Consider the following 23851-nt stretch of genomic DNA (forward strand, 5'->3'; position numbering starts at 1 on the left):
ATGCAAGTGTACTTGGTTTATGTTGGCGGTACCGCGCCGAAGGCAAATATCGAATTGCACGATGTACGCTTTGTCGTGGGTGAATCGATTGAGGCGACGTTCCCGCAGTTGCGACAGCAATGGTTTGGCAGTCAGCAGGGTATTCACATGGATAGCTTTATGCAGATCCACCATATTGACGGGTACCGAGTGGAGCTTAGCCGCGAGCCTGTGCAGCAATCGAAGAAGCTCTATTTCGTCAATTATGGTGGTTACTATCCGGGCCGCATTGCCGAGTTTCACGACTTTACTTTAGTAGTTGCTCAGTCTGCTGATGAAGCTAAACAATTGGGTAAAGCCAGTGTGCAAAAGCAAGGCTTAGCGAAGGCACTGGAGTTCCATAAAGATGACCTATTAGAGGTCGATGACTGTCTACAAATCGATCTACTCGATGGTTGGTACATTCGACTGGTACATGATGGCGGCTCGCAGCAGTTAGAGCCCGATTGGATGGGCTATCGACCGCTCCCCTAATCATTGCCGTGCAGATGATCTACGTGAGGAACAAGTTGCGATACATTCGCTCAGCATAATCGTCGGTCATACCTGCAATATAGTCACAGAGGATTCGATCCGCGGCTGCAGCACCTTGGTTATCCATTGCTGCCCGCCAGCGAGCACGAGTATTACGAGGTAGTAAGCGCTCAGGTTCGGTATGAAACGCTGCGAATAAATCGAGCAGCATATTTTGACTCCGCCAGCGCAGCTGTTGAATCGATGGCTGATTAATCACATGTTCGAATACGACCGCCTTAAGGCTGTTCAATAGTAAGCGCTCACTTTCTGGTAAGGTTGCATTGAAGCGGATTAATGGCTCGTCAGCTTCAGGCAAGACCACTTCCAAACGAACCTTAGTTACAAAGATATTCACTAAGGCACCAATTGCATTCTTGCGCTCATGGTGCTCGTTGGCGAAGAGCTGTCGCCCCAGTTTATGCATCAGCGTTGTTAGTTCGGGTTCGAGGTGATCGACCACAGCATCCATATGCTGGTGCCATTGCTTTTCATTCAGAGTGCCGGTAACGACTGCATCTTCTAAATCGTGAACCCCGTAAGCGATATCGTCGGCAAGTTCCATCATCGACGCATCGAGCGATTTGTGTCGTGATCTCTGCCATGGGGAGGCCGCGAGCACATCCACTTGCTGAAATAATTTCCGGTCTGCCTCCGACAACGGCTCTAATACCCAATCCAGCAGGTCGGCATCACAGGCAAATAGCGCTTTCGCTGGTTTCCATTGTGACAAGCTACCTGGCTTATCGTGCTCAGGCGATTGCGGTAGCTCAGGCATCAATACTGGATATTTCAACAGGCCCAGCAGCGAGCGACGAGTCAAATCCATGCCATGTTCAGGATGATAAGCTTCCAGCTTGCCAACAATCCGAAAGGTTTGCCCGTTACCTTCGAAACCACCGGAGGCCAGCATCTTGTAATTCAGCGCGGTTTCGCCACCATGGCCAAAAGGTGGATGGCCGATGTCGTGAGCGAGGCACAAGGTTTCCATCAAATTCAAATCAGGTAGCAGCGCGCGCTCCTCAGCACTGCACACATGCTGTAGTTGATTAATCAATGACGAACCAATTTGCGAGGCTTCTAATGAATGGGTGAGGCGAGTTCGATAAAAGTCATTTTCACCGACATTCATGATCTGCGTTTTGGATTGTAAGCGACGAAACGCTGCAGAGTGCAACACTCGAGCACGATCACGCTGCCACGCATTACGTAAATCACCGGGGCGTTGTAGCGGGGCGTTGGAACGACGTGCTTGCCAGTGCTCGGTCATGCGAACTTACCTTATAATTCAATGAAAAGTTGACGGTTTATACTACTGGCTTTTCAACGGGCTCACCAGTCTTGCGAAAGATAACCACACCATGTGCCATGTACTCGATGGTCAATGAATAAGTCCGCGCGAGCCAATCACACGTGTATTCATGCATAAAAATAATATGCGTTGCGTCATTACGATACTGCCAGTTTTGAAACCGCGCCAAAGAGATCCAACGCTGTGTCATGAGGGCAAGGTAGCCACTTGGCTTCAAACACGACAGCAATCGGTCTAAAACGATGGCGGGATCGGTCAGATGCTCGAACACTTCGGTGGCAGTAATAAAGTCGTAGTGATGGTCCCAAACGGACTCATCGGCGGCATAAAATTTGTCATAGACAGCACAAGAATGACCGGCATCCTCGAGCATTAGCGATAGCGTTGGACCCGGTCCGCTACCGAAATCGAGCCCTTGTGCAGATGCCGGGAGCAAGTTGAGTAAAGGCACCGCAATTCGACTCAAAAATTGCCGATAATGCGGATCCTGTGGATCATTCTGATGCAAATCATAGATAGCTTGTTCGGCCGCATCATCTATCTGAAAGGCGGGTGGAACAGAGATGAGTTGGCATTCCTCGCAGCGCCAAAATTCACGACCTATTAAGGTTCCTTTAGTCTCGGTATGGACGAGTTCTAGAGGGTGGTGTTTACACAATGGACACAACATCAAGCTGAGCTATCGTTAGCTTCTGTTTGCGCCATGCGGACGCAGTTGCGACCTTCATTTTTTGCAACATACATAGCTTGGTCAGCCGCCCTTAACAAATCACCCAATTGCTGCGCATGGTGCGGAAAGGAAGCGATGCCGATACTTGCCGTAACAGACAAATGAAGATCTTCGATATCGAAAGGATCAGCCAATTCTGCACGAATACGTTCGGCAATCATGCTGGCAAAATTCAGAGTTTGGTCCTGGGGATCTAAGTCATTCAGTAGCGCAATAAACTCGTCACCGCCGGCACGACAGGCAACATCGCCTGCGCGTAAACATTTCCGTAAGCGCCCTGCCACAGCAATCAGAAGTTCGTCGCCGATAGCATGACCGTGACTATCATTCACCGGCTTAAACTTGTCGAGATCGATAAATAAAACTGCTAGGGCACGATTTTTACGTGTTGCACGGCTAATATTATGTTCGAGAATCTCACCAAAATAGGTTCGGTTGGGTAGCTCTGTCAGCATGTCATGCTGTGCCATTTTGGCAATCTTTTCCATTTGCTTTTTCTGCGTGGTGACGTCGCGAGCAATACCCAGATAATATTTAGTACTGCCATCTGCCTCGGTAACCATTGATGCAGTGCTCGTGTGCCATTGCCAATGACCCGCTCGGTGGCGAACACGATATTCGACTGACTCGTACTTGTGATCTTCTGCTAGGACGGATTCGAGAAACCGATAGCATCGACCCACATCGTCGGGATGAACAAAATCAGTGAACGGTTTTGACAGCGACGCACTAACCGAATACCCCAACAACTTCTCCCAGTTCGGTGACAGATAGGTCAGTTCGCCTTCGGCCGAGACAGTATAAATAATATCGTTAGCATTCTCGACAAAAGTACGGAAACGTAACTCACTGACCGCAAGCTCTCGCTCAAGCCTCTTGCGTTCCGAAATATCATTAAGGTAGCCAGTCCACTCAAGACTTCCATCAGCACGAGCGCGACTGTGATTATAGGCCTCGAGCCACACCGTTTCTCCGCTCGGTTTGAGCATTCGGAATTCGTAGCTCCAGTCAGTGTTGTCAATAGCGGCGCGGTCACTGGCAGCGATAAGAGGATCAACATCATTCGGATGAATCATCGTTAAAAGTGGCGCTGCATTATCCTTCAACGTCGTCGCAGAAACACCAAACCAGTCGGCTACCAAAGGGCTAATATAAGGAAAGCTATAGTAGCCATCGGGGCTTTTTCTGAGGCGATACACCACCCCAGGCATCGCTTCAATAAAGGTACGCCAATCCATGTTCCGTATTGCCCGCTCTATAACTTATGTTAAGTTATTTTAATCGCGAAAGTTCTCGAATTGCAAAGGTAATTCAATCTTTGATTGTCGGAGCATGGCGATAGCTTGTTGCAAATCGTCGCGCTTTTTACCAGTCACTCGAACTTTGTCTCCTTGAATAGAACCTTGAACTTTCAGTTTGTGCTCTTTTAATAGTTTAATGATTTCTTTGCCGAGTGGTTGCTCAATCCCATTTTTAAACACAATTTTCAGGCTATAAAGCTTGCCGCTGTGCGTGGGTTCGTCATCAATATCACTGCCCGCTAAGCTAATATTCCGCTTGGCACAATGATTATTAAAGATATCTTGTAGCTGACGAACCTGAAAATCAGATTCTGAGGTCATCGTGACCGTAAAATCATTGAGCTCAAAAGTTGCTTCGACACCGCGAAAATCAAATCGTGTAGTGAGTTCACGATTGGCGTTATCGACAGCATTCTTCAGTTCTACTTTGTCGATTTCCGACACAACATCAAAACTAGGCATGGTAAAACTCGCTATTGTTGCTTACATTTGAGGAATATAGTTTAGTTAAGTATCTCTCGAATGATAAGTAGAAGCGAAGACATTCATGTCAAACGACTATCTCGGTTCTGAAGCTGCTCGATTACAAGCCATCTTGACTGGTGTTCAGGTGGGTACTTGGGAGTGGAATAAGCAAACTGGCGAGACCCGATTCAATGAGCGTTGGGCAGAAATGTTTGGCTATACCCTCGCTGAGTTAGAACCTATCTCTATTCAGACTTGGATTAACCTTGCTCACCCCGATGACTTAAAACGCTCCGACGAAGCATTACAACAACATTTTGCGGGCGATACTCAGTTTTACGAACTGGAAGTTCGTGTACGGCACAAGCAGGGCCACTGGGTTTGGATTCGCGATAGCGGCAAAGTGGCAACTTATACCGAATCGGGTGAACCAGAGTGGATTTGCGGCGCTCATATTGACATTACCGAAGCAAAACGTATCGAGGAAGATCTCAGGCAAGCGCAAGAACGACAGCGGTTTATTCTCGAATCCCTCCCTTCGATTGTTTATTCGCAAAGCAGTCGCGAGCCATGGACTAATGTATTTGTTTCTGCAAATGTGCAGAAAATTTTGGGTTACATGGTCGATGAGTGGCATTCACCCAATAACGAATTATTTTGGCAACGTATGCATCCGGATGATGTGGACCGGGTCCGCCGTGCCGTCAAACAATGGCAACAGCAAGGCTACCCAAATACGTTGCTGCAACGCTATCGGTTTCGGCATGCAGAGGGGCATCTAGTGGTCCTGGACGATTTACTGCGAGCGGTTCGCGACGAGTCAGGAGAGCTCATTGAATTTATTGGTTCGCTGACCGATGTAACAGCGCAACATGAAGCGGAACAGCGACTGACAAAAATTGCAGATAATGTTCACGGCGTGTTGTATCAATTTCAGATGGATTCCGAAGGCACTATGAGTTTTCCATATGCCTCAGCGGGAATCGAACTGGTGTATGGGGTAAAACCAGAGCAAGTCATTGCGGATGCAAGCTCGGTTTTTACGGTCATCCACCCAGATGATTTTGAACGGGTACTTGCTGCTGTAGAGGAATCCCGCGACACTTTGTTGCCGTGGGAATGTGAGTATCGTGTGGTGCCAGATGGCGAGGAGTCCTGGGTTTACGGACACTCCATACCCGAGCGCCTCGACGATGGTACGACGCTATGGCATGGGCTCATTATTGATGTGACCGATAGAAAGCGGCTTGAAATAGACCTAGAGCGCAGTCAGGCGCAGTTGGAAGCGGCGCAGCGCATTGCTAACCTCGGTTATTGGGAGGCCAATTTAGAAACCGGGGAGTTAATGTGGTCTGCAATGGTTTACGAAATTTTTGGTTTAGATCCGGATACGGTTTCTCCCTGCGTCAAAGTATTCCGGGAACTCGTGCACCCAGACGATCTGGCTCTGTTGGACAAGAGCCAGGAGCGCGCGCAGAAAACGGGTATCCATGACATTGACCATCGAATCATCCGTCCCGACGGGCAAGTGCGTTGGGTGCGTGAATGGGCCTACTCAAAAACATCGAAAGATGGGCATCAGTTGCTCGGTGGCACGGTACAGGATATTACCGAGCGTAAAGAACTGGAGATCCTACTCCGTGAGCAATCGATACGGGACTCGTTAACTGGCCTATTTAATCGCCGCTATTTTACCGACACCATTGAGAACCGGTTTCGGCAACGCCGACGTCAAGATACTGCGGTTTGCAGCATTATTACCTTTGACTTTGACCACTTCAAACAAGTGAATGACGTTTATGGTCACATGATGGGAGATGATGTATTGAAGCGAGCAGGCCGTGTTGTAAAAGACTCGATTCGCGATACTGATGTTCCAGCGCGAACGGGCGGTGAGGAGTTTGCAGTCATGCTGCCCAATACATCGTTGGATGATGCGGAGCTTTTGGCAGAGCGACTGCGTCGAGCTATGGCCGCTGAACTATTTCAAATAGGTGATGAGGAACTGCAGGTTACCGTGACATGTGGCGTCACCCAGATTCATCCGGATGATGAAACGTATCAAGACTTGCTAGGACGGGCCGACCGTGCCCTATATCAGGGCAAACAGGCCGGCCGCAATCGCGTCGTGCGAATTGACTAATCCTAATCTTTACCAAAGTTGGCTAGCAGTTCCTCGTCGACCACACCATTTTGCTTGTAGACCACTCCATCTTTCATGACCATATCAACGTCACGAATAATATTCATATACTTCAATACGTCACCACGAACGGCGATAATGTCAGCAACCTTACCTGGGGTTACGGAGCCGTATTTGTCTTGTACACCCATCATAACCGCTGGCCAGTAGGTCGCTGCACGAATGGTGTCCATTGGATCGAAGCCAAGGTCATGAACCCACACGGCCATTTCATGCCACGTGGTTTGGCAGTGGAATTTCATTGGAATACCGACGTCGGTACCAATCAGCATCATCACACCGGTTTCTTTTAACTGTCGAATTTTATTTTTAATGGTTGGTGTACGCACCGGTGTCAGCTGCGAGTATTCCAAGTGTCCGGGTTTCTCGATTGACTGCGCGATATCAGCTATGGTGTCTGGCTTCAGACCGCGTTTCCAGCAAGCGTCATCCAGTTGCTCCGGGTTCTTGACCAAATCAGGGTAGGTGAATAACCCTTCCATGGTTGGAGTCCAGAATAAAAGCCCATCAAAAATGCCCGTCGCGGTGCGTTCTACGAGGGTATCCAATACATCTTGCGGATATCCGGGCGCGGTAGTCAGGCCGGTATGCTCAAAGTTGTCGATGCCGATTTCAACGCCAATCCGAATTTCATCGGGTTTGTGCGCGTGCGCTACTACTTTCATGCCGCGCTTGTGAGCCTCATCGACGATGGCAAGTGCTACATCGCGATCCATATCGTCTTGATCAATCAGCTTGATGATTTCCATTCCTGCTTCGTCAAGCCGCTTCACCTTGGCACGAGCATCGCTGACACTTTTTACTTCCCAGCGGTAATGACTCTGCCAGTCATCGACTTCCGCCTGTAAGAAAGGGCCTGAGGTATATAATGTGGGTCCCGGAATTTCACCGTCGGCCAGGCGTTTTTTAATTGCAACCGTATCTTCAAGGGGTGCACCCAAATCTCGAGCGCTAGTTACCCCAGCGAGCAGTAATTGAACCAACGCGGCGGGCATAATTTCCGTCACTTGGCGGTCGCGATAATTGGCCTGCCAATGTCTGTAGTTTGAATGCCCAACCAATTGAATGTGGGCATGGCTTTCCCATAAGCCGGGGAGAACATCATGACCTTCAGTGGAGACAATTCGGTAGCCCTCAGGAACGGGTAACGAATCTTGATTACCAACTTTTTGAATAATGCCGTCTTCGACTAAAATAACGCTGTTTTGAATGGGGACTTCGGCGGTGCCATCGATCAAACGGCCACCGACAAGCGCAATTTTTTCAGCGCTGGCCGTTGCAGTGAGCCCCACACTCAGTAGCGCAGTACTGATGGCAAGAGCAGAAACTAACTTCTTCATACCTAACGTCCTATGCAGTTCAGATAATGTACTTCTAAACTATGCCTGTCCGGTGACAAACGCAATGTGACTCACCGCAGATAAACGGCACCTCATATGGACATCTAAACGTCCATATTGACATGGTAGGGGAAACCTCGTTACAGTGCAGCATCCGCCAGCACTGCTTTGAAGGTCGCTCCACCGTGTCTGAAAATGTTCCGTTTCATCATCAAGATCATTCGATTCAACTCACAGAGGGTCAGTTGCTGTTGCGCAGCTATGGTTCCAATTCAGGACCCCCTGTGCTGGTGCTCGGCGGCATTTCTGGTGGGCGCGATATTTTTACGAGTAACGGCTCTGGTTGGTGGCAAGGGCTTGCTGAAGCGATTCCAGCTGAATTGAATGTGATTTCATTGGACTATGCCGGAGGCAGCGGTGACAGCACAGTTACGCCAGTTCCACAGCGCGTTGAAGGACATGCCATTCTTATTGAACAAGCCTTGCAGCGGCTCGGCATTCAGCACTTACGCGCCATTGTCGGCGGCTCATTCGGTGGAGTGATCGCACTGGAGCTGGCGCGCAGGGGGAAGCTAGAAATAGGTGGCTTAGCCATTATCGGTGCTGCGCATCGACCGACGGCGCAGGCGCTTATGTTGCGTGCGCTTCAGCGTGAATACATTGCCCTAGCCGAACAGGCTGGGCAGACTGAGCGCGGCGTTCAATTAGCGCGAGCTTTGGCCATGTTGAGTTATCGCAGTGCTGATGGCATGGATACCTATCACCCACAAGGAACTTCGGCAGTCGACTACATCTTGTCTCGATCCGCACAAACCGTGGCTAAAGCACCGAGCCGAGCCCGAAATTTTTTTACGGCGTTTGGGCCTGCTCTCGATCAGTATCGCATCAATCCAACTGAAATCAGTGTGCCAACATTGTTAGTCGGTTTTGACAGTGATCAATTGGTTTCCGCACAAGTACTGAATGAACTTGCTGAGAAATTGCCGCGCTGCGCGGGTTTGCATCTGTTGCCGTCGAGCTATGGTCATGATGGATTTATTAAAAACACCGCAAGTTACGCAAGTATTTGCCATAATTTCATTCTGGAGTTAGCGGTGGAGCGGTCATGAGCTTGCAACCGACATCAATTCTGGTAGTGGGCACTGGCACTATTGGACAAGCCTGGCTTACTCGCTATGCAGATACCATTCCGTTACAGTTTCAGGCAACCGTGCGTGGTCTTTATCGCTCGCAGCAATATATTCATCTGGATAACAACAGTGTGCCCTCTCATGGGCTCACCGCTGCTGGTTGGCAGTATAGCAATGATGTTCTGACCCAGCTTGACCAAGATATTTTTGACTATAGTCACCGTCATGAACAAGTGATTGTGCTCGATTTGACCGCCTCATCTGCCGTGGGTCAGCGTTATGCGGATTGGCTTCGAGCGGGTGCGCACATTGTCTGCGCCAACAAATATGCGGGTGCCAGCTCAAGCACTTACTATGAGCAAATACGCCGTATTAGTCGCCAATACCAACGGCATTGGCGATACAACACTACAGTGGGTGCGGGTCTACCGATTCAATCAGCCATTCGAGAGCGGCTGCATTCGGCCGACCCTATCCGCGGCATTGAAGGTAATTTCTCTGGTTCGCTATCGTGGATTTTTCAGCAATATCAGCCGGGTGACCAGCTGTCAAAATGGCTGCGCGCAGCGGCAGATCAAGGCCTTACCGAACCTGATCCGCGCAGTGATTTGGGTGGGCTAGATGTCGCGCGTAAGTTGCTTATTTTAGCTCGCGAAGCGGGTTGGTCACTCGAGCTCGACGAAATTCAAGTGCAGAGCTTAGTGCCCGATTCTTTGGCACAGCTTTCGAGCGAAGAATTCTGGCAGCACCTTGAACACTTTGATGCTGAATTCGAGCGCTGGCGCCAACGTACACATCCAACCGCACAGAAATTCTGCTATATCGGTGCCGTTGAACGGGACGTCGATGCAAAACCACATGCATGGGCGCGTCTCGAGCCCATTTCTCCGTCATCACCCTATGCCAGTTTACCACCGGGAAACGCCAACTTTGTGATTCGTAGCGAGCTGTACAATACCAACCCGTTGCTTATTCAAGGACCGGGGGCTGGACCTGAAGTCACAGCTGCTGGCATTCACACCGATTTACTCGACATCTTGCAGCAACTTTAAAAAACGACTTGCACCGAGTCTTAATTTGATTATTATGGACGTCTAAACGTATAAACATCTAATTAGGAAATGGTTATGAGTTCGACTTATCGTCCCGCAACGCTGGCAATCCATCATGGTTACACTACTGACCCAGTAACCAAAGCGGTTGCCACTCCTATCTACCAAAGTGTCGCCTTTGAGTTTGATAACGCGCAGCATGGTGCCGACTTGTTTGATTTGGCGGTACCCGGCAATATTTATAGTCGCATTATGAATCCTACCAATGATGTGTTGGAGCAACGTGTGGCAGCGTTGGAGGGCGGTATTGCTGGGCTGGCGGTTGCATCAGGTATGGCGGCTATTCAGTACGCAATCATTACGCTCGCTAAGCAAGGCGATAACATTATCACCACGCCGCAAATCTACGGCGGTACCTATACCCTATTTGCGCACATGTTGCCGTCATTTGGCATTGAAGTTCGGTTTGCCGAATCCGATAATCCGGAAGATTTGGCAGCGTTGATTGATGCCAATACCAAAGCTTTATTCTGTGAAAGTATTGGGAATCCAGCAGGGATAGTGGCAGATATACCTGGCCTCGCCCAAGTCGCCGAGAAAGCGGGTATTCCACTCGTTGTAGATAATACCGTCGCAACCCCAATTTTATGCAAGCCTATAGAACTCGGTGCGCACATTGTGGTGCATTCACTGACCAAATACATTGGTGGTCATGGCACCAGCGTGGGTGGAATTGTCGTAGACGGCGGTAACTTTGACTGGGTTAAACATGCTGGCAAGTTCCCACAATTTAATGAGCCGGAGCCGGCTTATCATGGTGTCGTTTACAACGTTGCCTTTGAGGCTGCCGCATTCATTGCAAGAGTGCGAACGGTTGCGCTGAGAAATACCGGCGCAGCCCTGTCGCCGTTCAATGCCTTCTTGATTCTCCAAGGACTTGAGACACTCGAGCTGCGAATTGAACGACACTGTCATAACGCGGCTAAAGTAGTCGCGTATTTACGTGAACATCCGGCAGTTGAGTGGGTCAGCTATGCAGGCTCTCCCGAGCACAGTCACTATGCTCTCGCACAAAAGTACATTCGCGGCGGCTTACCAGCATCACTACTGACCTTTGGTCTCAAAGGCGGCTATAAGGCCGGTGTGAAGTTCTATGACAAGCTCGAATTATTTAAGCGACTAGTCAACATTGGTGATGCTAAATCACTTGCTTGCCATCCCGCATCAACCACTCATCGTCAGCTCTCAGCAGACGAGCAATTCAAAGTTGGTGTGCGTCCCGAAGCCATCCGTTTGTGTGTGGGCATCGAGCATATTGACGACATCATCGCCGATCTCGAACAAGCACTAGTTTAACCCCCAGTTATCCAGTACCATGCACTATTCCAGTCAAACACAATAAATTAACGGAATAGTGCATGGATTTTAACCACCTGCGAGCGCCGCTCTTTCTTATTGCTATCGCTCTCCTATCGGGGTGCGCCACCATTGTTGAGCGGAATATGCTTAAACGTGTACCGCCAGCCGATATTTTCGAACTAGAGCCGAACTTCTACGAGGAGATGAACATTAACCAGCGCACTTTCTGTCTACCTCATTTGGGAGGTTGCACTGATTACTGGTTTATTGAATCACTTGACGATGAAACAAATGAGAAGTTGCGGTTTACCTATTCACTGGAAATCAATGGTGTGGAGACATCTGATGAAGTGAAGTTTCTACGCGAAGACTTTCCATATGAGCGCCGCGGCTCAGTTGTTTTGGCGCATGGGTATGGTGGTGATAAGTCGATTTGGTTGTTTCAAGCCATGTACCTGCGCTTTATGGGCTACAACGTCATCGTACCGGATTTGCAGGGCCACGGTGGTTCGAGTATTGATCAACCGAGTTTTGGTTATCATGATGCGGAGTTTATCTCTGCGTTGTTAGATTCACTACCGGAACGCGAATTACCGCAGCCGCTGATTGCAGCGGGTGTGTCGATGGGTGGTGTGACGGCTTCGCGTTTAGCTATTATGCGGGACGACGTCGATGCGTCGATATTGTTCGCACCCATGGCTAAGTTTGATGATGCAACACTCAGCGTGATCAAGATGATGATGCCAAGGTTCAGTAAACTCCTGCCGGAGGATTCGGTTCGCGAAGCGGTCGCAGATGCGTTAGTGGCTGCAGAGGTACCGGAAGGCGGCGCCGATACTCTCACTTATATTCCCCAACTCGATGTGCCGACGCTTATTTATGTGAGTGATGTCGACCCTGTCGCACCATTTGAGGTGTACCAGCAGCTTGCAGAGTCACGTCCTCACATTCAAGTGCAGCCCGTGCTCGGTAGGCACCACGTCGAGATCTTGAAGCTCGATGAAGCAATGCACGAATCGCTGTTTAAATGGCTACAAACCATCAACTAGGAATGACTATCGGGTTGATGACTGTCTGACATGAGTTTGCACGATGCGTTTGCCTTCCTCTTTTACGGATGATTGTTTACGGTAGCCCCAGAGTAGGTCACGGGCAATTTTAGCGCGCTCGGTTAAATCGATAATCGGCTCTGGATAATCTTTTCCGAGCCGGCAATTGTAGAGCGCTTGCTCCATTTGGGTCAGTTGCCATGGCGTGTGAATAAGTTCGTCCGGAACCTGTTCTAATTCCGGTAGCCACTGTCGCAAGAAAGAGCCCTCCGGGTCGTGTTCTTGGCTCTGTTTGACTGGATTGTAAATGCGAATGGTATTGGTGCCTGTGACACCGGCTTGCATTTGAAACTGCGGGTAGTGAATGCCAGGTTCAAAATCAAGAAACATCCGCGCTAAGTGGTAGCTGCCGCGGCGCCAATCGATGAGCAAATGATGACAGAGAAAGCTCACCAACATGGCACGCATGCGAAAGTTGATGTAGCCCGTCTTATGCAAACAACGCATGCAAGCGTCAACCATGGGGAATCCAGTTCGCCCCTCTTGCCAAGCCAGTAAGTGCTCACCAACTTGTTCGTCATCACGATAAGGAAAGGCTTCATAAGCTCGGTTTACTGGACGGAATTCCATGTCCGATTCACTTTCAAATTTCTGCATAAAATGACAATGCCAATGTACGCGAGAAGCAAGTGCGACCAGCGCTTTCCGCCATCCGGGAACCTGCCATTGGCGTAATAGTTGTTGGTACATTTCGCGTAAGCTGATAGCACCCCATGCGAGATAAGGCGACATTCGCGAGCAGCTCAGCCGACTGCCTTCTGGTTTTGAGATGTGATACGGATAGTTCTTGCCGCGCCCGGCAAAAAAGTCCTCGAGTGTCGCCCACGCTTGCTTGCTGCCGCCAAATTGAAAGTTGTCGTCAGGCGTTAACCAAGATGCAGGTGGTTCATAGGTTTGCCAGCTTTCGGGTAATGCACCGTTGAATGGCTGAGCGTCTGCAAGCGGAGTGGGTTGAATGCGCTGACGCATCGTCTGCTTCCAACGAGCATCCCATTCACGTCTGTCTTTGGCACCGCGAATTACGGCGCCAGTTTGGCTTTCATGCCAAGGGATGCACTGTTCCTGACACCAGCTTTTCACCGCACGATCGCGGGCGTAGGTGACCTCCAAACCAATTTCCTGATGGCTGTACAGGGCATCAATGCCGACTGTGTCATTCAATGCTTGGAGTAATTGATGGACGTTGCCATGGAGGCGGTAGATGGGCAGTTGGTAGGCTTTAAGCTCAGCGGCCATATCATCCAAGCATTGCCAGACAAAGCGCCAATGACGGACATCATAGTGAGGCGCTTTGACAACGTCTGGTTCAACGCAGTAAAACAGAATGAGGGGGCGCTCAGAGGCAATAGCACGTCGCAGAGGTTCATGATCGGTTAGGCGTAAATCACGTTTCAGCCAAACTACCGCAACACTCACTTGAAATCCTAGTCTTTAATCGGCCAGTCGGCAGCATCAATATGGTCGAGCGGTCCGTCACTCACAGTACCCTGCCAGCGCTCAATAAAGCTGCCATCTGGATCGTATTGGCGGGTTTGCTTGGCCAAATCAAATTGGCGATGGCCACGCGGGTCTGCACCAACGCCGGCGAGATATTGCCAGTTACCCCAATTAGCGCCGACATCGTAGTCCACCAATTGCTGCTCAAAGTAGGCCGCGCCGTAACGCCAATCGAGCTGTAGTTCATGTACAAAGCAACTCGCGACCAGTTGCCGTCCGCGGTTCGACATATAACCAGTGGCATTGAGCTGCTTCATACATGCATTAACAATGGGATAAGGGGTGTTGCCCTGACACCATTTTTGCAGGCGTCCGCCATAGAAACTGGTGGTTGGACGCTGCGCTTTAATACCTTGAAAGCGATATAACTGTTGTTTGTGAGTATGTGCATACCATTGGAAGTATTCGCGCCAGAGCAACTCGAAGTAAATCCAGTAAGTGCTGTCGTTGGCTCCATGCTCGCGTTCATAGGTGTGTAAACGCTGATTAAGTCTGCGTACCGACAGCGAGCCATTCGCTAGCCATGGCGAAAACTTGGTAGAAGAAGTCCAGTCGTCCAGTGCGTTACGCGTTTCTTTGTAGGTACTGGCATGACGATGTCTAAAATAGGTGCTGACGTGGCTTAGAGCCGCTTCGCACCCACCTTGCACAAGGGGCTGCTCAACGGGCAGCAATGGTGCTAAAGGTTTCCCATCATAGTAACGCCAATCGCTCGCTCGTAACGGCGCCGTCGGTAGTTGCTTTGGAGCGTCTAAAGGCGGGCGTATTGCCACGCGCAGATCGGGCCGCTCAACTAAGCGACGGAATTTCGAGAAGGACTCAGGGAGCTGTTTCAGTTGGAATGGCAGCTGGGCTTGGTCGAACAAGGTATGGGTATCATCCTCAATGAACGTTAAATAGGGATACCGTTGTTGTGCGAGTTGCCAATATCGATTTTCATAGTAGCCAGCATGACGCGAACGATACACCACATCAACGTGGCCACGGCTGATCAATTCTGCTAATGCTTGCAGCGGTGGCTCGTACGTAATGAGAAGGCGATTGCCGCGTTGACGTAATGCCAAGTCGAGCTGCCGTAAGGATTCATGTAAAAATAGCCACCGTGCTGAACCCATGCTTCGCATCCCGTAACGGTTGGGGATAAACCATTGCGGGTTGACCGGAAACCAGCAGATCAGTTGGTCACATTCTGATGCCGCTTGCGACAACACGCGGTGGTCATCAACTCGTAAGTCGTTTTGAAACCAAATAAGACCAACGCGGTGTCGCATGTTAGGGGTACCTTAGACCAGTTCGGTCAATGATTTTTTGCTGAATGCTTCAATTTCGTCATCGCGGCCATCACGCATTTTCAGCAACCAATTTGGATCTTGGAGCAATGCACGTCCGACGGCGATGAGGTCAAATTCACCAGCACTCATTCGTTTCGTGAGTTCTTCAATGCCTGATTTTTCAACAGCGGGCTTGTCAGAAGCGAAGGTGCCACTGATAAAGTCCTCAGTGAGTCCAACGCTACCAACGGAGATTGCTGGTTTGCCACTAAGTTTTTGAGTCCAGCCGGCCAAGTTCAGGTCAGAGCCTTCAAATTCTGGTTCCCAGAAGCGGCGTTGCGAAGCATGGAAAATATCCACGCCTGCATCTGCCAGCCACTTGAGTAGCTGCTCTAGTTCAGCGGGTGTTTCACACAGACGTGCAGTGTAATCTTGTTGTTTCCATTGCGAGAATCGGAACACAATCGCGAAATCTTCGCCGACCGCTGCACGGACAGCGCGCACGACCTCAACCGCAAACCGTGCGCGATTCTCGAACGAACCACCGTACTCATCGGTCCGTTCATTCGTGCCCGCCCATAGAAATTGGTCAATGAGATAGCCATGCGCACCATGAATTTCGACGCCGTCAAAACCAACTTCTTTGGCTAATCGCGCAGACTCTGCAAAACCGTGAATGACGGCATCAATGTCAGCTTTCGTCATCGCTTTGCCATTCGCTTTGCCCGGTGCGAACAAACCGGATGGGCTATAGGCAGGTGCAGCATCGGCTGACTCCGGCTTACGCACCGAGCCGACATGCCACAATTGTGGGATGATTTGCCCACCCGCCGCATGCACGGCTTCAACCACTTGTCGCCAACCGGCCATCGCTTCGTCACCGTAGATGTGAGGAACATTCGGGTAGCCACTGGCGCCTTCATGCATGATTTCGGTTCCCTCAGTAATAATGAGGCCGATTTGGCCTTCAGCACGGCGCTGATAGTAAGCAACATTCTTCGGGTTGGGGATATTGCCAGGCGAGAAGCTGCGCGTCATTGGCGCCATCGCAACGCGATTGCGTAACTGTAAGCTTTTGCATTGAAACGGCTGAAACAAAGGTGCTAGCTCGCTCGGAATCGAGTTGGCCATAAAAACTCCTACGTAATATTTGAGATTAATACGCACGGAGTATCGCTATAGATCTCTATAGCGATAACTCGTTGCGAAGATAAAAGGACTATTCAAACATGGTGTCTGGTAGCGGAGATTCAATGCATGCGCACAAAGTCGCGACTAATTTCTTTTCGGTGGTCGAAATTACTTCGTCGTGGGTACAAATGGCAGTCCAATGCTCGACAACGCGTTGCTTTTGCTGCGGAGACCAACGTTTGATAGTGGTGATTGCGGCACTGAGCTGCGCATAATCAATGGAGTCTCCCGCTTCGGCCTGTTGTAATGCCGAACAGGTCGTATCCAACGCTAGCTTGTTTTCGAGAGTTTCTTTGAAGGCGCCTTTGGGAAGGAGTTGCCGAGCTAATAGTTGATACAGACACCAATGGAATAGGTCGGTACTGTGTTCGAGCAACTGTAAGTCGTGAATTAATGCAATTCTTTTGGACTCTGGTGCAAGCCGCAACGCAGGGACAGCTAACTCAATCAGTGCTAATTGTTGAGCTGGACCCAATGCGGCAAGTTCGTTCACCAAATCGCTTTGAGCGGGATCCATCGAATTAGAAATTAATGACCGTACCAGTTCTGGTGCATGCTGCGGTGAACGGACCCTCTCTAACATTAATGCCGGGAGGGCTAATAGAGCTAAATGGTCTAGTGCAGATGGTTTGGGCTGCTTTGCTACTTGTTCTGCTTTGCTCTCGACAAAAGCTTGCCGTGGCTCTGGATAATGGCCATTCCAGCGCGGTTGAATTCGCTTGATTCGTTTATCGAGTGGTGGGTGTGTGGCCATCAAGCTAAACCACTTCGACAATGCCTGTCCGAAAAATAAGTGCGCCACTTCGTCAGCATTTTGATGCTGGACACGACTACCATGCTGGCGCGCGCCGATTTGTTGCAGTGCACCCGCTAAACCTTCTGGGTTGCGTGTGAATTGAACCGCCGCAGCATCAGCCAAATATTCGCGTTGACGACTGACGGCCGCTTTGATGATGTTGCCAAAGAACACACCCACACCGCCAATAATCATCAGTGCGATACCCACCAGCGGCAGAATATTGTTGTTATTGCGACCACGTGTTCGGAAGCGAGCTGAATGTAACATTATCCGCCCAAAATGGGCGAGCGCCAGAATACCGGCAAGTGCAGCAATCAGGCGAATATTGAGGCGCATATCGCCATTGAGAATATGACTAAATTCGTGCGCTACGACTGCCTGCAGTTCTTCCCGCGAAAAGGTTTCGATAGAGCCCTGTGTGAGTCCGATAGCGGCGTCTTTGGTCTCGTAACCCGCTGCGAAAGCATTGATTCCAGCTTCGTTGGGAAGAATATAAACGGCCGGCACTGGCATATTGGCTGCGATCGCCATTTCTTCGACTACATTGAGGACACGCCGATGAACCGGATCTTGGGAGTCAGGTGCAATCCGAACACCGCCGAGCTGCTCGGCCACCACATGGCCGCCTGGTTTCAAGGTGACCCACTTCGCCATCATGATGAGCAATATGGCTCCACCGACAGCCGCGGCGATAATACCGAGTGGTTTCCACTGCACAACATACTCGGTGGTACCGGGAGTTTGCGTTAGTCCGCCCATAGTCACTGCGGCAAGAGCAACGACAAGGCCGATGATGAGGAAAAACGCGAGGACGAACAAAAACACCAACAATAGCGTGTTACGGCGCGCTTGTTGTTGGTGTTCAAAGAAGTTAACCATAATGGCTCTTATGCAGTTGCTTCAGAACTAAAACTGTACTTTCGGAGCTGCTTGAATTTCAGCGCTATCGGCAAATTCCAGCAAGCTAGCATCCTTACTGTGACCAAAGAAACTCGCAACCGCGACCGGCGGGAATGATTGCCGATAGGTGTTATAGGTCATGACTGCGTCGTTAAACGCTTGCCGAGCAAATGCGACACGGTTTTCAGTGCTGGTCAGTTCTTCAGAAACCTGCATCATGTTTTGGTTAGCTTTCAAATCAGGATAAGCTTCCATCACCACATTTAAGCGACCTAAAGCTGATCCTAACGCGCCTTCAGCGCCACCCAATTGAGCCATCGCCGCACCATCACTAGGGTTTTTCGCCGCTTTCGGCAAGGCTGCTGCAGCTTGATTACGAGCCGCGATTACTGACTCAAGCGTCTCGCGTTCATGCTTTAAATAAGCTTTTGCGGTTTCGACTAAGTTGGGAATCAAGTCATAGCGACGTTTTAATTGCACTTCAATTTGTGCAAAAGCGTTTTCGAATTGATTACGTAAACGAACCAATTTGTTGTAAATGCCGATTAAATAGACCAGCAACACAACGACAACGATTAAAATAATCCAGCCAGTACCCATCACAAAACTCCTTCTGTCTCAGACACTCACCATGCTATGCTTTAACGTCATTAGCAAGCGACATAATTGTAATATTTAATGACAGCACCGACCGCCACTGCCCCAGGAAATTTGTTTATCGTAGCCGCTCCAAGCGGCGCCGGTAAATCCAGTTTAATCCGTGCTTTGCTGGAACGCCACAATGATGGCTCCATGCAAGTCTCGGTGTCCTGCACGACCCGCGCGCCACGACCCGGCGAGCAGGACGGTGTGCATTATCATTTTCTCTCCGTTGAACGCTTTCAAGCTAAAATCGACAACCATGAATTTTATGAGTGGGCGAAGGTCTTCGATAACTACTATGGAACGTCGCGGACCGTCATCGAAGAGACTTTGCAGCAGGGCATCGATGTATTTCTCGATATCGATTGGCAGGGCGCGCGACAAGTACGTGACGCTTATCCGGCAGCACAGTCAATTTTTATTGTGCCGCCAAGTCTGGCCGAATTAGAACAGCGTTTACGCACACGAGGTCAGGATAGCGATGCAGTTATTCAGCAACGTATGGCGAAAGCGCAGGCAGAAATGTCGCATTATCATGAGTTTGACTATTTATTAGTGAATGACGAGTTCAGCGCGACCTTAGCTAATTTTGAGCATATCGTCATGGCGCGGCGGCATCGAATGCCATTGCAGCAAGCACGGCATGCAGCTAAACTCAAAGATCTCTTGGCGAATGACGGCTAAATCCGTATAATTCCTGACCCATTTGTAAGTGCTGGAGTAAGTAATGGCTCGCGTAACTGTTGAAGAAGCTGTCGACCGTGTTGGCAACCGTTTTGATTTAGTCTTGGTCGCGTCACGTCGTGCCCGTCAGCTAGCCACTCAAGGCAAAGATGCTTTGGTGCCGTGGAAGCATAATGAGAAAGCGACTGTGGTTGCTTTACGTGAAATTGAAGAAGGCAAAATTGATGCTAAGCGTCTTGATGCCGATGAACGCCGTGAAATGGCACAACAAGACGCTGATGAATTAGCAGCGGTTGATGCACTGCGTGGTATTGAGTAACTCGGGTGTATTTGTTTGAAGGCCTCCGACAGCAACTTACGGACTACCTTCCACCTCATCAGGTAGAGCAAATTGCTGCGGCCTTCAAATTGGCCGCAGTGGCTCACAGCAAGCAAAAACGCCAATCTGGCGAACCCTACATCACCCATCCTGTTGCCGTGGCCGGCTTATTGGCCGACATGCGGCTGGATCACGAAACCATCATGTCGGCATTGCTGCATGACGTGATTGAAGATACCGAATTTACCCAAGAAGATTTAGCTGAACAATTCGGCGCGACTGTCGCCGAGTTGGTTGAAGGCGTGTCGAAACTCGATAAATTGCAATTCCATTCCAAAGAGGAGCTGCAAACCGAGAACTATCGCAAAATGATTATGGCGATGGTACACGACATTCGGGTCATCCTGATCAAGCTCGCAGATCGCACGCACAACATGCGGACGATTGGTAATTTGCGCCCAGATAAACGGCGCCGCATTGCTCGTGAAACGTTAGAAATCTATGCGCCGCTAGCCCATCGCTTGGGTATTCACGACATTAAAAATGAATTGGAGCTGCTTGGGTTCTACGCCTTGTATCCTTGGCGAGCACGGCTGTTGGAATCGCAGGTCAAAAAGGCTCGAGGCAACCGGCGAGAGTTAGTAGAGCGCGTTCAGCAGGAAATTGAAAAACGCCTGCAAGAAGTGTCGATTCAAGCACGAGTCATTGGTCGGGAAAAGCACCTCTACAGCATCTACAAAAAGATGCTGCACAAAGAGTTACAGTTCGAAGAGGTCATGGATATCTATGCCTTCCGAGTGATCGTTGACGAGGTCGATACCTGTTACCGGGTTCTCGGCGCGCTGCATAATTTATACAAACCTATTGAAACTCGTTTCAAAGATTACATCGCCATTCCCAAGTCGAATGGTTACCAGTCGTTGCATACCAGTTTGAAAGGGCCCCACGGTATTCCGGTTGAAGTACAAATTCGCACGGAAGAGATGAATTTGATGGCTGATCGTGGTGTTGCCGCGCATTGGCTTTACAAAACTGAAGAAAGTTCAGGCACCACAGCGCAAGTGCGAGCACGGCGTTGGATGCAGAGTCTTCTGGAACTGCAGCAAAGCACCGGGAACGCGTTCGAGTTTATCGAAAACGTGAAGTCTGAATTATTCCCAGAAGAAATTTATGTGTTTACGCCGGAAGGGCGCATCATTGAGCTACCACAAGGCGCTACCCCTGTTGATTTTGCTTATGCTGTGCACACGGATATCGGTAATACCTGTATTGGTGCTCGCGTCAATAACCGCGTTTTCTCGCTGAGTAAGCCATTGGAAACTGGGCAAACGGTAGAGATTAAAACGGCCCCCGGATCGCGCCCCAACATTGCGTGGCTGAACTTTGCGGTTACTGGCAAGGCGCGAGCTAAAATTCGACAGTATTTGAAAGGTCAAGAAACACTCGAAGCCGAGCATTTAGGTGAACGCTTATTGCGTGCCGCCTTAGGTTCAACAAACTTCGACGAAATTCCAGAGAAGGAATTCAAGCGCGTACTGAAAGAAACCAAAGTGGAATCACGCGAGGCACTGCTGAGAGAAATTGGTCTCGGCAATATGATGTCGATTGCAATCGCGAAGCGCTTGATGGGTCAGTTGTCCCAATTGAAGGACGATACAGCGACCACCACCAATCATAAAACGCTTGCGATTAAAGGCGCCGAAGGCTTACTGGTGAGTTTCGCTAAATGCTGTCGACCGATCCCGGGCGACGACATTATTGCGCACGTGAGCCCAGGTAAAGGGTTAGTGATTCACCGGCGTGAGTGTAAGAACGTGCGTGGGCATGAAGATGAGCCTGGCCGTTACTTCCCAGTACAATGGGATAACAAACCGGAAGCCGAATTTATTACCGAGGTGCGTGTGGAAATTGTCAATCACCAAGGCGCGCTCGCTAAACTGACGTCTGCTATTTCAGCAACAGGCTGTAATATTCATGGTCTGAAAACTGAAGAAGTCGATGCCAATATTTACTATATCGATGTTGCTTTGACGGTCCACGATCGGAAGCAACTCGCAGATGTGATCCGCTATATTCGGAAAATGCCGGATGTTCAGCGCGTGTCCCGTCTGCGCAAGTAAGCTGAGGAACTCATCATGTCTAAAGTTATTATCAACACGGAAAATGCGCCAGCCGCAATTGGCACTTATTCGCAAGCCGTCAAAATTGGTACTACCGTGTATTTGTCAGGACAAATTCCGCTGGTTCCAGAAACGATGCAATTTATCAGTGACGATTTTCGTGCGCAGGCCACGCAGGTGTTCAAAAACTTGAAGGCGGTCTGTGAGGCTGCGGGTGGTGAGCTTCAAGATATGATTAAAGTGCAAATCTATCTGACTGACCTCGGCCAATTTGCGGTCGTTAATGAAGTGATGGCTGAGTTTTTCGAAGTGCCTTATCCCGCTCGAGCGGCCATCGAAGTCAAAGGGTTGCCTAAGGGCGCCCAAATTGAAATCGATGGCGTCATGGAGCTTCCGAGTACCAACTAGGCGTTGGTCGCGACTGGCGTACGGCCTTCCAGTGGCTTGCGCCAGATAATCATGGCGACAGTTACGCCGCCGAGGATAAAGCAGTAACCGGTGTGCAAGCTTACTTGTAAAGGTGATAGCCCAAAGCTGGCACCCATCAGTAATGCCTGCGCACCATAAGGCAATGTGCCTTGTACCACACAAGCAAAAATATCGAGCAAGCTAGCACTTTGACGTGGTGCTAAATCGCCTTCTTCAGCGAGCTTCTTGCTGACCTCACCTGACAATAATATGGTCACTGTATTATTTGCGACCGCAAAATCAGTCAGCCCAGTTAACCCAGCGATACCAAATGCAGCGCGTTGTTGCTTATGCTTAAACAGCGAGCTGGTGACTTTGGCTACAGCACCAGCTAGGAATGCCAGCCCACCTTGTTGGCGAATCAACGCAGAGAGGCCACCGATCAATAATGAGAGCAAAAAGATTTCCTGCATGCTGGTAAAGCCTTCATAAATATCTTTACTAAAGGCAACCCACTCGTAACCCACCGCAACCATACCAAAAGCACCTGCTAGAATGACGCCGATGGTTAGTACTGCAAACACATTCAATCCCATGACTGCCAGAGCAATGATGAGGAAATAGGGCAGGCTGAGCCAGTAGTTTGCGTCAGGAGCTTGTGGTGGCACACTGCCAGTATCATAAGTACTCAGCCAGATGATAGTAAGCACCGCGGCGGGTATCGCAAATTTGAGGTTAGCTTTGAACTTGTCGCGCATCTCACAGCCTTGCGTCCTAGTCGCCGCAATGGTGGTGTCGGAAATGATAGACAAGTTGTCACCGAACATTGCGCCGCTCACTAACACCCCCGCCATGAGTGCCAGGTCGATATTGGCGGCTTGCGCTAACCCAAGTGCAACTGGGGCTAATGCGGCTAAGGTGCCCATGGATGTGCCCATTGCAGTGGAAACCACCGCGGCAATAATGAACAGTCCAGGCAATAAAAAGCTTGCTGGGATGACATTTAATCCCAAGGCAACCATGGCATCTACACCACCGGTTGCTGCTGCGACCGTTGAGAATGCACCTGCTAATAAATAAATCAGGCACATCGTGACAATGTTGCGCTCACCGACACCAGCCACAAAAGTATTGATGCGCTCTTCAAAAGCCTCTTTGCTTAATAACACACCGAGAATGATGGCGGGCAGAATCGCAACTGGACTCGCTAATTGATAGAACGCGTAGTCGACGCCACTGAGTTGAAAATAGATTCCGGTACCGAGGAATAAGGTAAGAAAGAGACCAAGCGGCAAAAGAGCCTTGGCACTAGCGCGAACGGGCTGTGTCATAAAAGATCCTGTTTGATGAGCTTATTATTATTTAGACGTCCAGAAGTTTATATGTCTTATTTTGGCGATGCAAGCGAGATTCACCTATTGCAGCGCGGTTGCCTTTCCATACAAGTACGTCATACTTTATCGCACA

21 protein-coding genes are annotated in these 23851 nt (G+C 49.8%); 10 read left to right on the top strand and 11 right to left on the bottom strand.

Translation table 11 applies throughout. The features are described 5' to 3' along the window. Entirely contained in the window at positions 1-513 is a 513-nt protein-coding gene (locus CWE22_RS09305; RefSeq protein ID WP_169931154.1) for a DUF1543 domain-containing protein, read from the top strand. Positions 514-532: 19 nt separating this feature from the next. Here CWE22_RS09305 and CWE22_RS09310 read toward each other — a convergent pair whose 3' ends face one another. From CWE22_RS09310 to CWE22_RS09325, 4 genes are read right to left on the bottom strand one after another with little or no spacing between them, the layout of a single operon-like run. Then, positions 533-1822, bottom strand: coding sequence for an anti-phage deoxyguanosine triphosphatase (locus CWE22_RS09310; RefSeq protein ID WP_169931155.1), 1290 nt, complete (start codon positions 1820-1822; stop codon positions 533-535). Positions 1823-1859: 37 nt separating this feature from the next. Continuing rightward, positions 1860-2534 (bottom strand): class I SAM-dependent methyltransferase, encoded by a 675-nt coding sequence (locus CWE22_RS09315; protein ID WP_169931156.1) that lies wholly within the window; start codon positions 2532-2534, stop codon positions 1860-1862. Then, positions 2534-3832: a sensor domain-containing diguanylate cyclase gene (locus tag CWE22_RS09320; RefSeq protein WP_169931157.1), complete on the bottom strand. Its 1299-nt coding sequence runs from the start codon at positions 3830-3832 to the stop codon at positions 2534-2536. Before CWE22_RS09320 ends, CWE22_RS09315 begins: the two co-directional genes overlap by 1 nt. A 39-nt stretch (positions 3833-3871) precedes the next feature. Continuing rightward, positions 3872-4357, bottom strand: coding sequence for a YajQ family cyclic di-GMP-binding protein (locus CWE22_RS09325; RefSeq protein ID WP_169931158.1), 486 nt, complete (start codon positions 4355-4357; stop codon positions 3872-3874). An 85-nt stretch (positions 4358-4442) separates the two neighbouring features. On the opposite strand from CWE22_RS09325, the gene CWE22_RS09330 reads away from it, so the two are divergent. Then, positions 4443-6503: a sensor domain-containing diguanylate cyclase gene (locus CWE22_RS09330; protein WP_169931159.1), complete on the top strand. Its 2061-nt coding sequence runs from the start codon at positions 4443-4445 to the stop codon at positions 6501-6503. 2 nt (positions 6504-6505) lie between these two features. On the opposite strand, the gene CWE22_RS09335 is transcribed toward CWE22_RS09330, so the two are convergent. Further along, positions 6506-7903, bottom strand: a complete 1398-nt coding sequence (locus CWE22_RS09335; protein ID WP_169931160.1) for an amidohydrolase family protein — start codon at positions 7901-7903, stop codon at positions 6506-6508. 185 nt (positions 7904-8088) lie between these two features. Between CWE22_RS09335 and CWE22_RS09340 the strand changes: the two genes are divergently transcribed. The 4 genes from CWE22_RS09340 to CWE22_RS09355 all read left to right on the top strand — a co-directional run bounded on the left by CWE22_RS09340 (position 8089) and on the right by CWE22_RS09355 (position 12493). Continuing rightward, positions 8089-9012: an alpha/beta fold hydrolase gene (locus CWE22_RS09340; protein WP_169931161.1), complete on the top strand. Its 924-nt coding sequence runs from the start codon at positions 8089-8091 to the stop codon at positions 9010-9012. After that, positions 9009-10085 carry a hypothetical protein gene (locus CWE22_RS09345; protein WP_169931162.1) on the top strand — a complete coding sequence of 359 codons (1077 nt, stop codon included), beginning with the start codon at positions 9009-9011 and terminating at the stop codon, positions 10083-10085. The genes CWE22_RS09340 and CWE22_RS09345 overlap by 4 nt, the downstream gene beginning before the upstream one ends. Positions 10086-10160: 75 nt before the next feature. Continuing rightward, positions 10161-11441 (top strand): O-acetylhomoserine aminocarboxypropyltransferase/cysteine synthase family protein, encoded by a 1281-nt coding sequence (locus CWE22_RS09350; protein ID WP_169931163.1) that lies wholly within the window; start codon positions 10161-10163, stop codon positions 11439-11441. A 62-nt stretch (positions 11442-11503) separates the two neighbouring features. After that, positions 11504-12493 (top strand): alpha/beta hydrolase, encoded by a 990-nt coding sequence (locus tag CWE22_RS09355; RefSeq protein ID WP_169931164.1) that lies wholly within the window; start codon positions 11504-11506, stop codon positions 12491-12493. Between the two features lie 6 nt (positions 12494-12499). On the opposite strand, the gene CWE22_RS09360 is transcribed toward CWE22_RS09355, so the two are convergent. From CWE22_RS09360 to CWE22_RS09380, 5 genes are all read right to left on the bottom strand, one after another. Continuing rightward, on the bottom strand, positions 12500-13969 hold the full coding sequence (locus CWE22_RS09360) for an FAD-binding domain-containing protein (RefSeq protein ID WP_169931165.1): 1470 nt from the start codon (positions 13967-13969) through the stop codon (positions 12500-12502). A gap of 8 nt (positions 13970-13977) precedes the next feature. After that, positions 13978-15321 carry a DASH family cryptochrome gene (locus CWE22_RS09365; RefSeq protein ID WP_169931166.1) on the bottom strand — a complete coding sequence of 448 codons (1344 nt, stop codon included), beginning with the start codon at positions 15319-15321 and terminating at the stop codon, positions 13978-13980. Between the two features lie 12 nt (positions 15322-15333). After that, entirely contained in the window at positions 15334-16452 is a 1119-nt protein-coding gene (locus tag CWE22_RS09370; RefSeq protein ID WP_169931167.1) for an NADH:flavin oxidoreductase, read from the bottom strand. An 88-nt stretch (positions 16453-16540) separates the two neighbouring features. Continuing rightward, on the bottom strand, positions 16541-18190 hold the full coding sequence (locus CWE22_RS09375; RefSeq protein ID WP_169931168.1) for a M48 family metallopeptidase: 1650 nt from the start codon (positions 18188-18190) through the stop codon (positions 16541-16543). A gap of 27 nt (positions 18191-18217) precedes the next feature. Then, complete coding sequence (locus CWE22_RS09380; protein WP_169931169.1) at positions 18218-18811, bottom strand: LemA family protein; 594 nt, start codon at positions 18809-18811, stop codon at positions 18218-18220. A gap of 78 nt (positions 18812-18889) precedes the next feature. On the opposite strand from CWE22_RS09380, the gene gmk reads away from it, so the two are divergent. From gmk to CWE22_RS09400, 4 genes are read left to right on the top strand one after another with little or no spacing between them, the layout of a single operon-like run. Next, complete coding sequence (gmk, locus tag CWE22_RS09385; protein ID WP_169931170.1) at positions 18890-19537, top strand: guanylate kinase; 648 nt, start codon at positions 18890-18892, stop codon at positions 19535-19537. 43 nt (positions 19538-19580) lie between these two features. Further along, positions 19581-19856, top strand: coding sequence for a DNA-directed RNA polymerase subunit omega (gene rpoZ / locus CWE22_RS09390; protein ID WP_169931171.1), 276 nt, complete (start codon positions 19581-19583; stop codon positions 19854-19856). 5 nt (positions 19857-19861) lie between these two features. Next, a complete protein-coding gene (gene spoT / locus CWE22_RS09395) occupies positions 19862-21976 on the top strand; it encodes a bifunctional GTP diphosphokinase/guanosine-3',5'-bis pyrophosphate 3'-pyrophosphohydrolase (protein WP_169931172.1) in 2115 nt (704 codons plus the stop codon). Between the two features lie 15 nt (positions 21977-21991). Further along, complete coding sequence (locus CWE22_RS09400; RefSeq protein ID WP_169931173.1) at positions 21992-22384, top strand: RidA family protein; 393 nt, start codon at positions 21992-21994, stop codon at positions 22382-22384. On the opposite strand, the gene CWE22_RS09405 is transcribed toward CWE22_RS09400, so the two are convergent. Further along, positions 22381-23715, bottom strand: coding sequence for a Na+/H+ antiporter NhaC family protein (locus CWE22_RS09405; RefSeq protein WP_169931174.1), 1335 nt, complete (start codon positions 23713-23715; stop codon positions 22381-22383). The genes CWE22_RS09400 and CWE22_RS09405 overlap by 4 nt on opposite strands. Positions 23716-23851 lie beyond the last annotated feature (136 nt).

The sequence above is a fragment of the Pseudidiomarina aestuarii genome, assembly GCF_003987355.1.
Taxonomy (GTDB): domain Bacteria; phylum Pseudomonadota; class Gammaproteobacteria; order Enterobacterales; family Alteromonadaceae; genus Pseudidiomarina; species Pseudidiomarina aestuarii.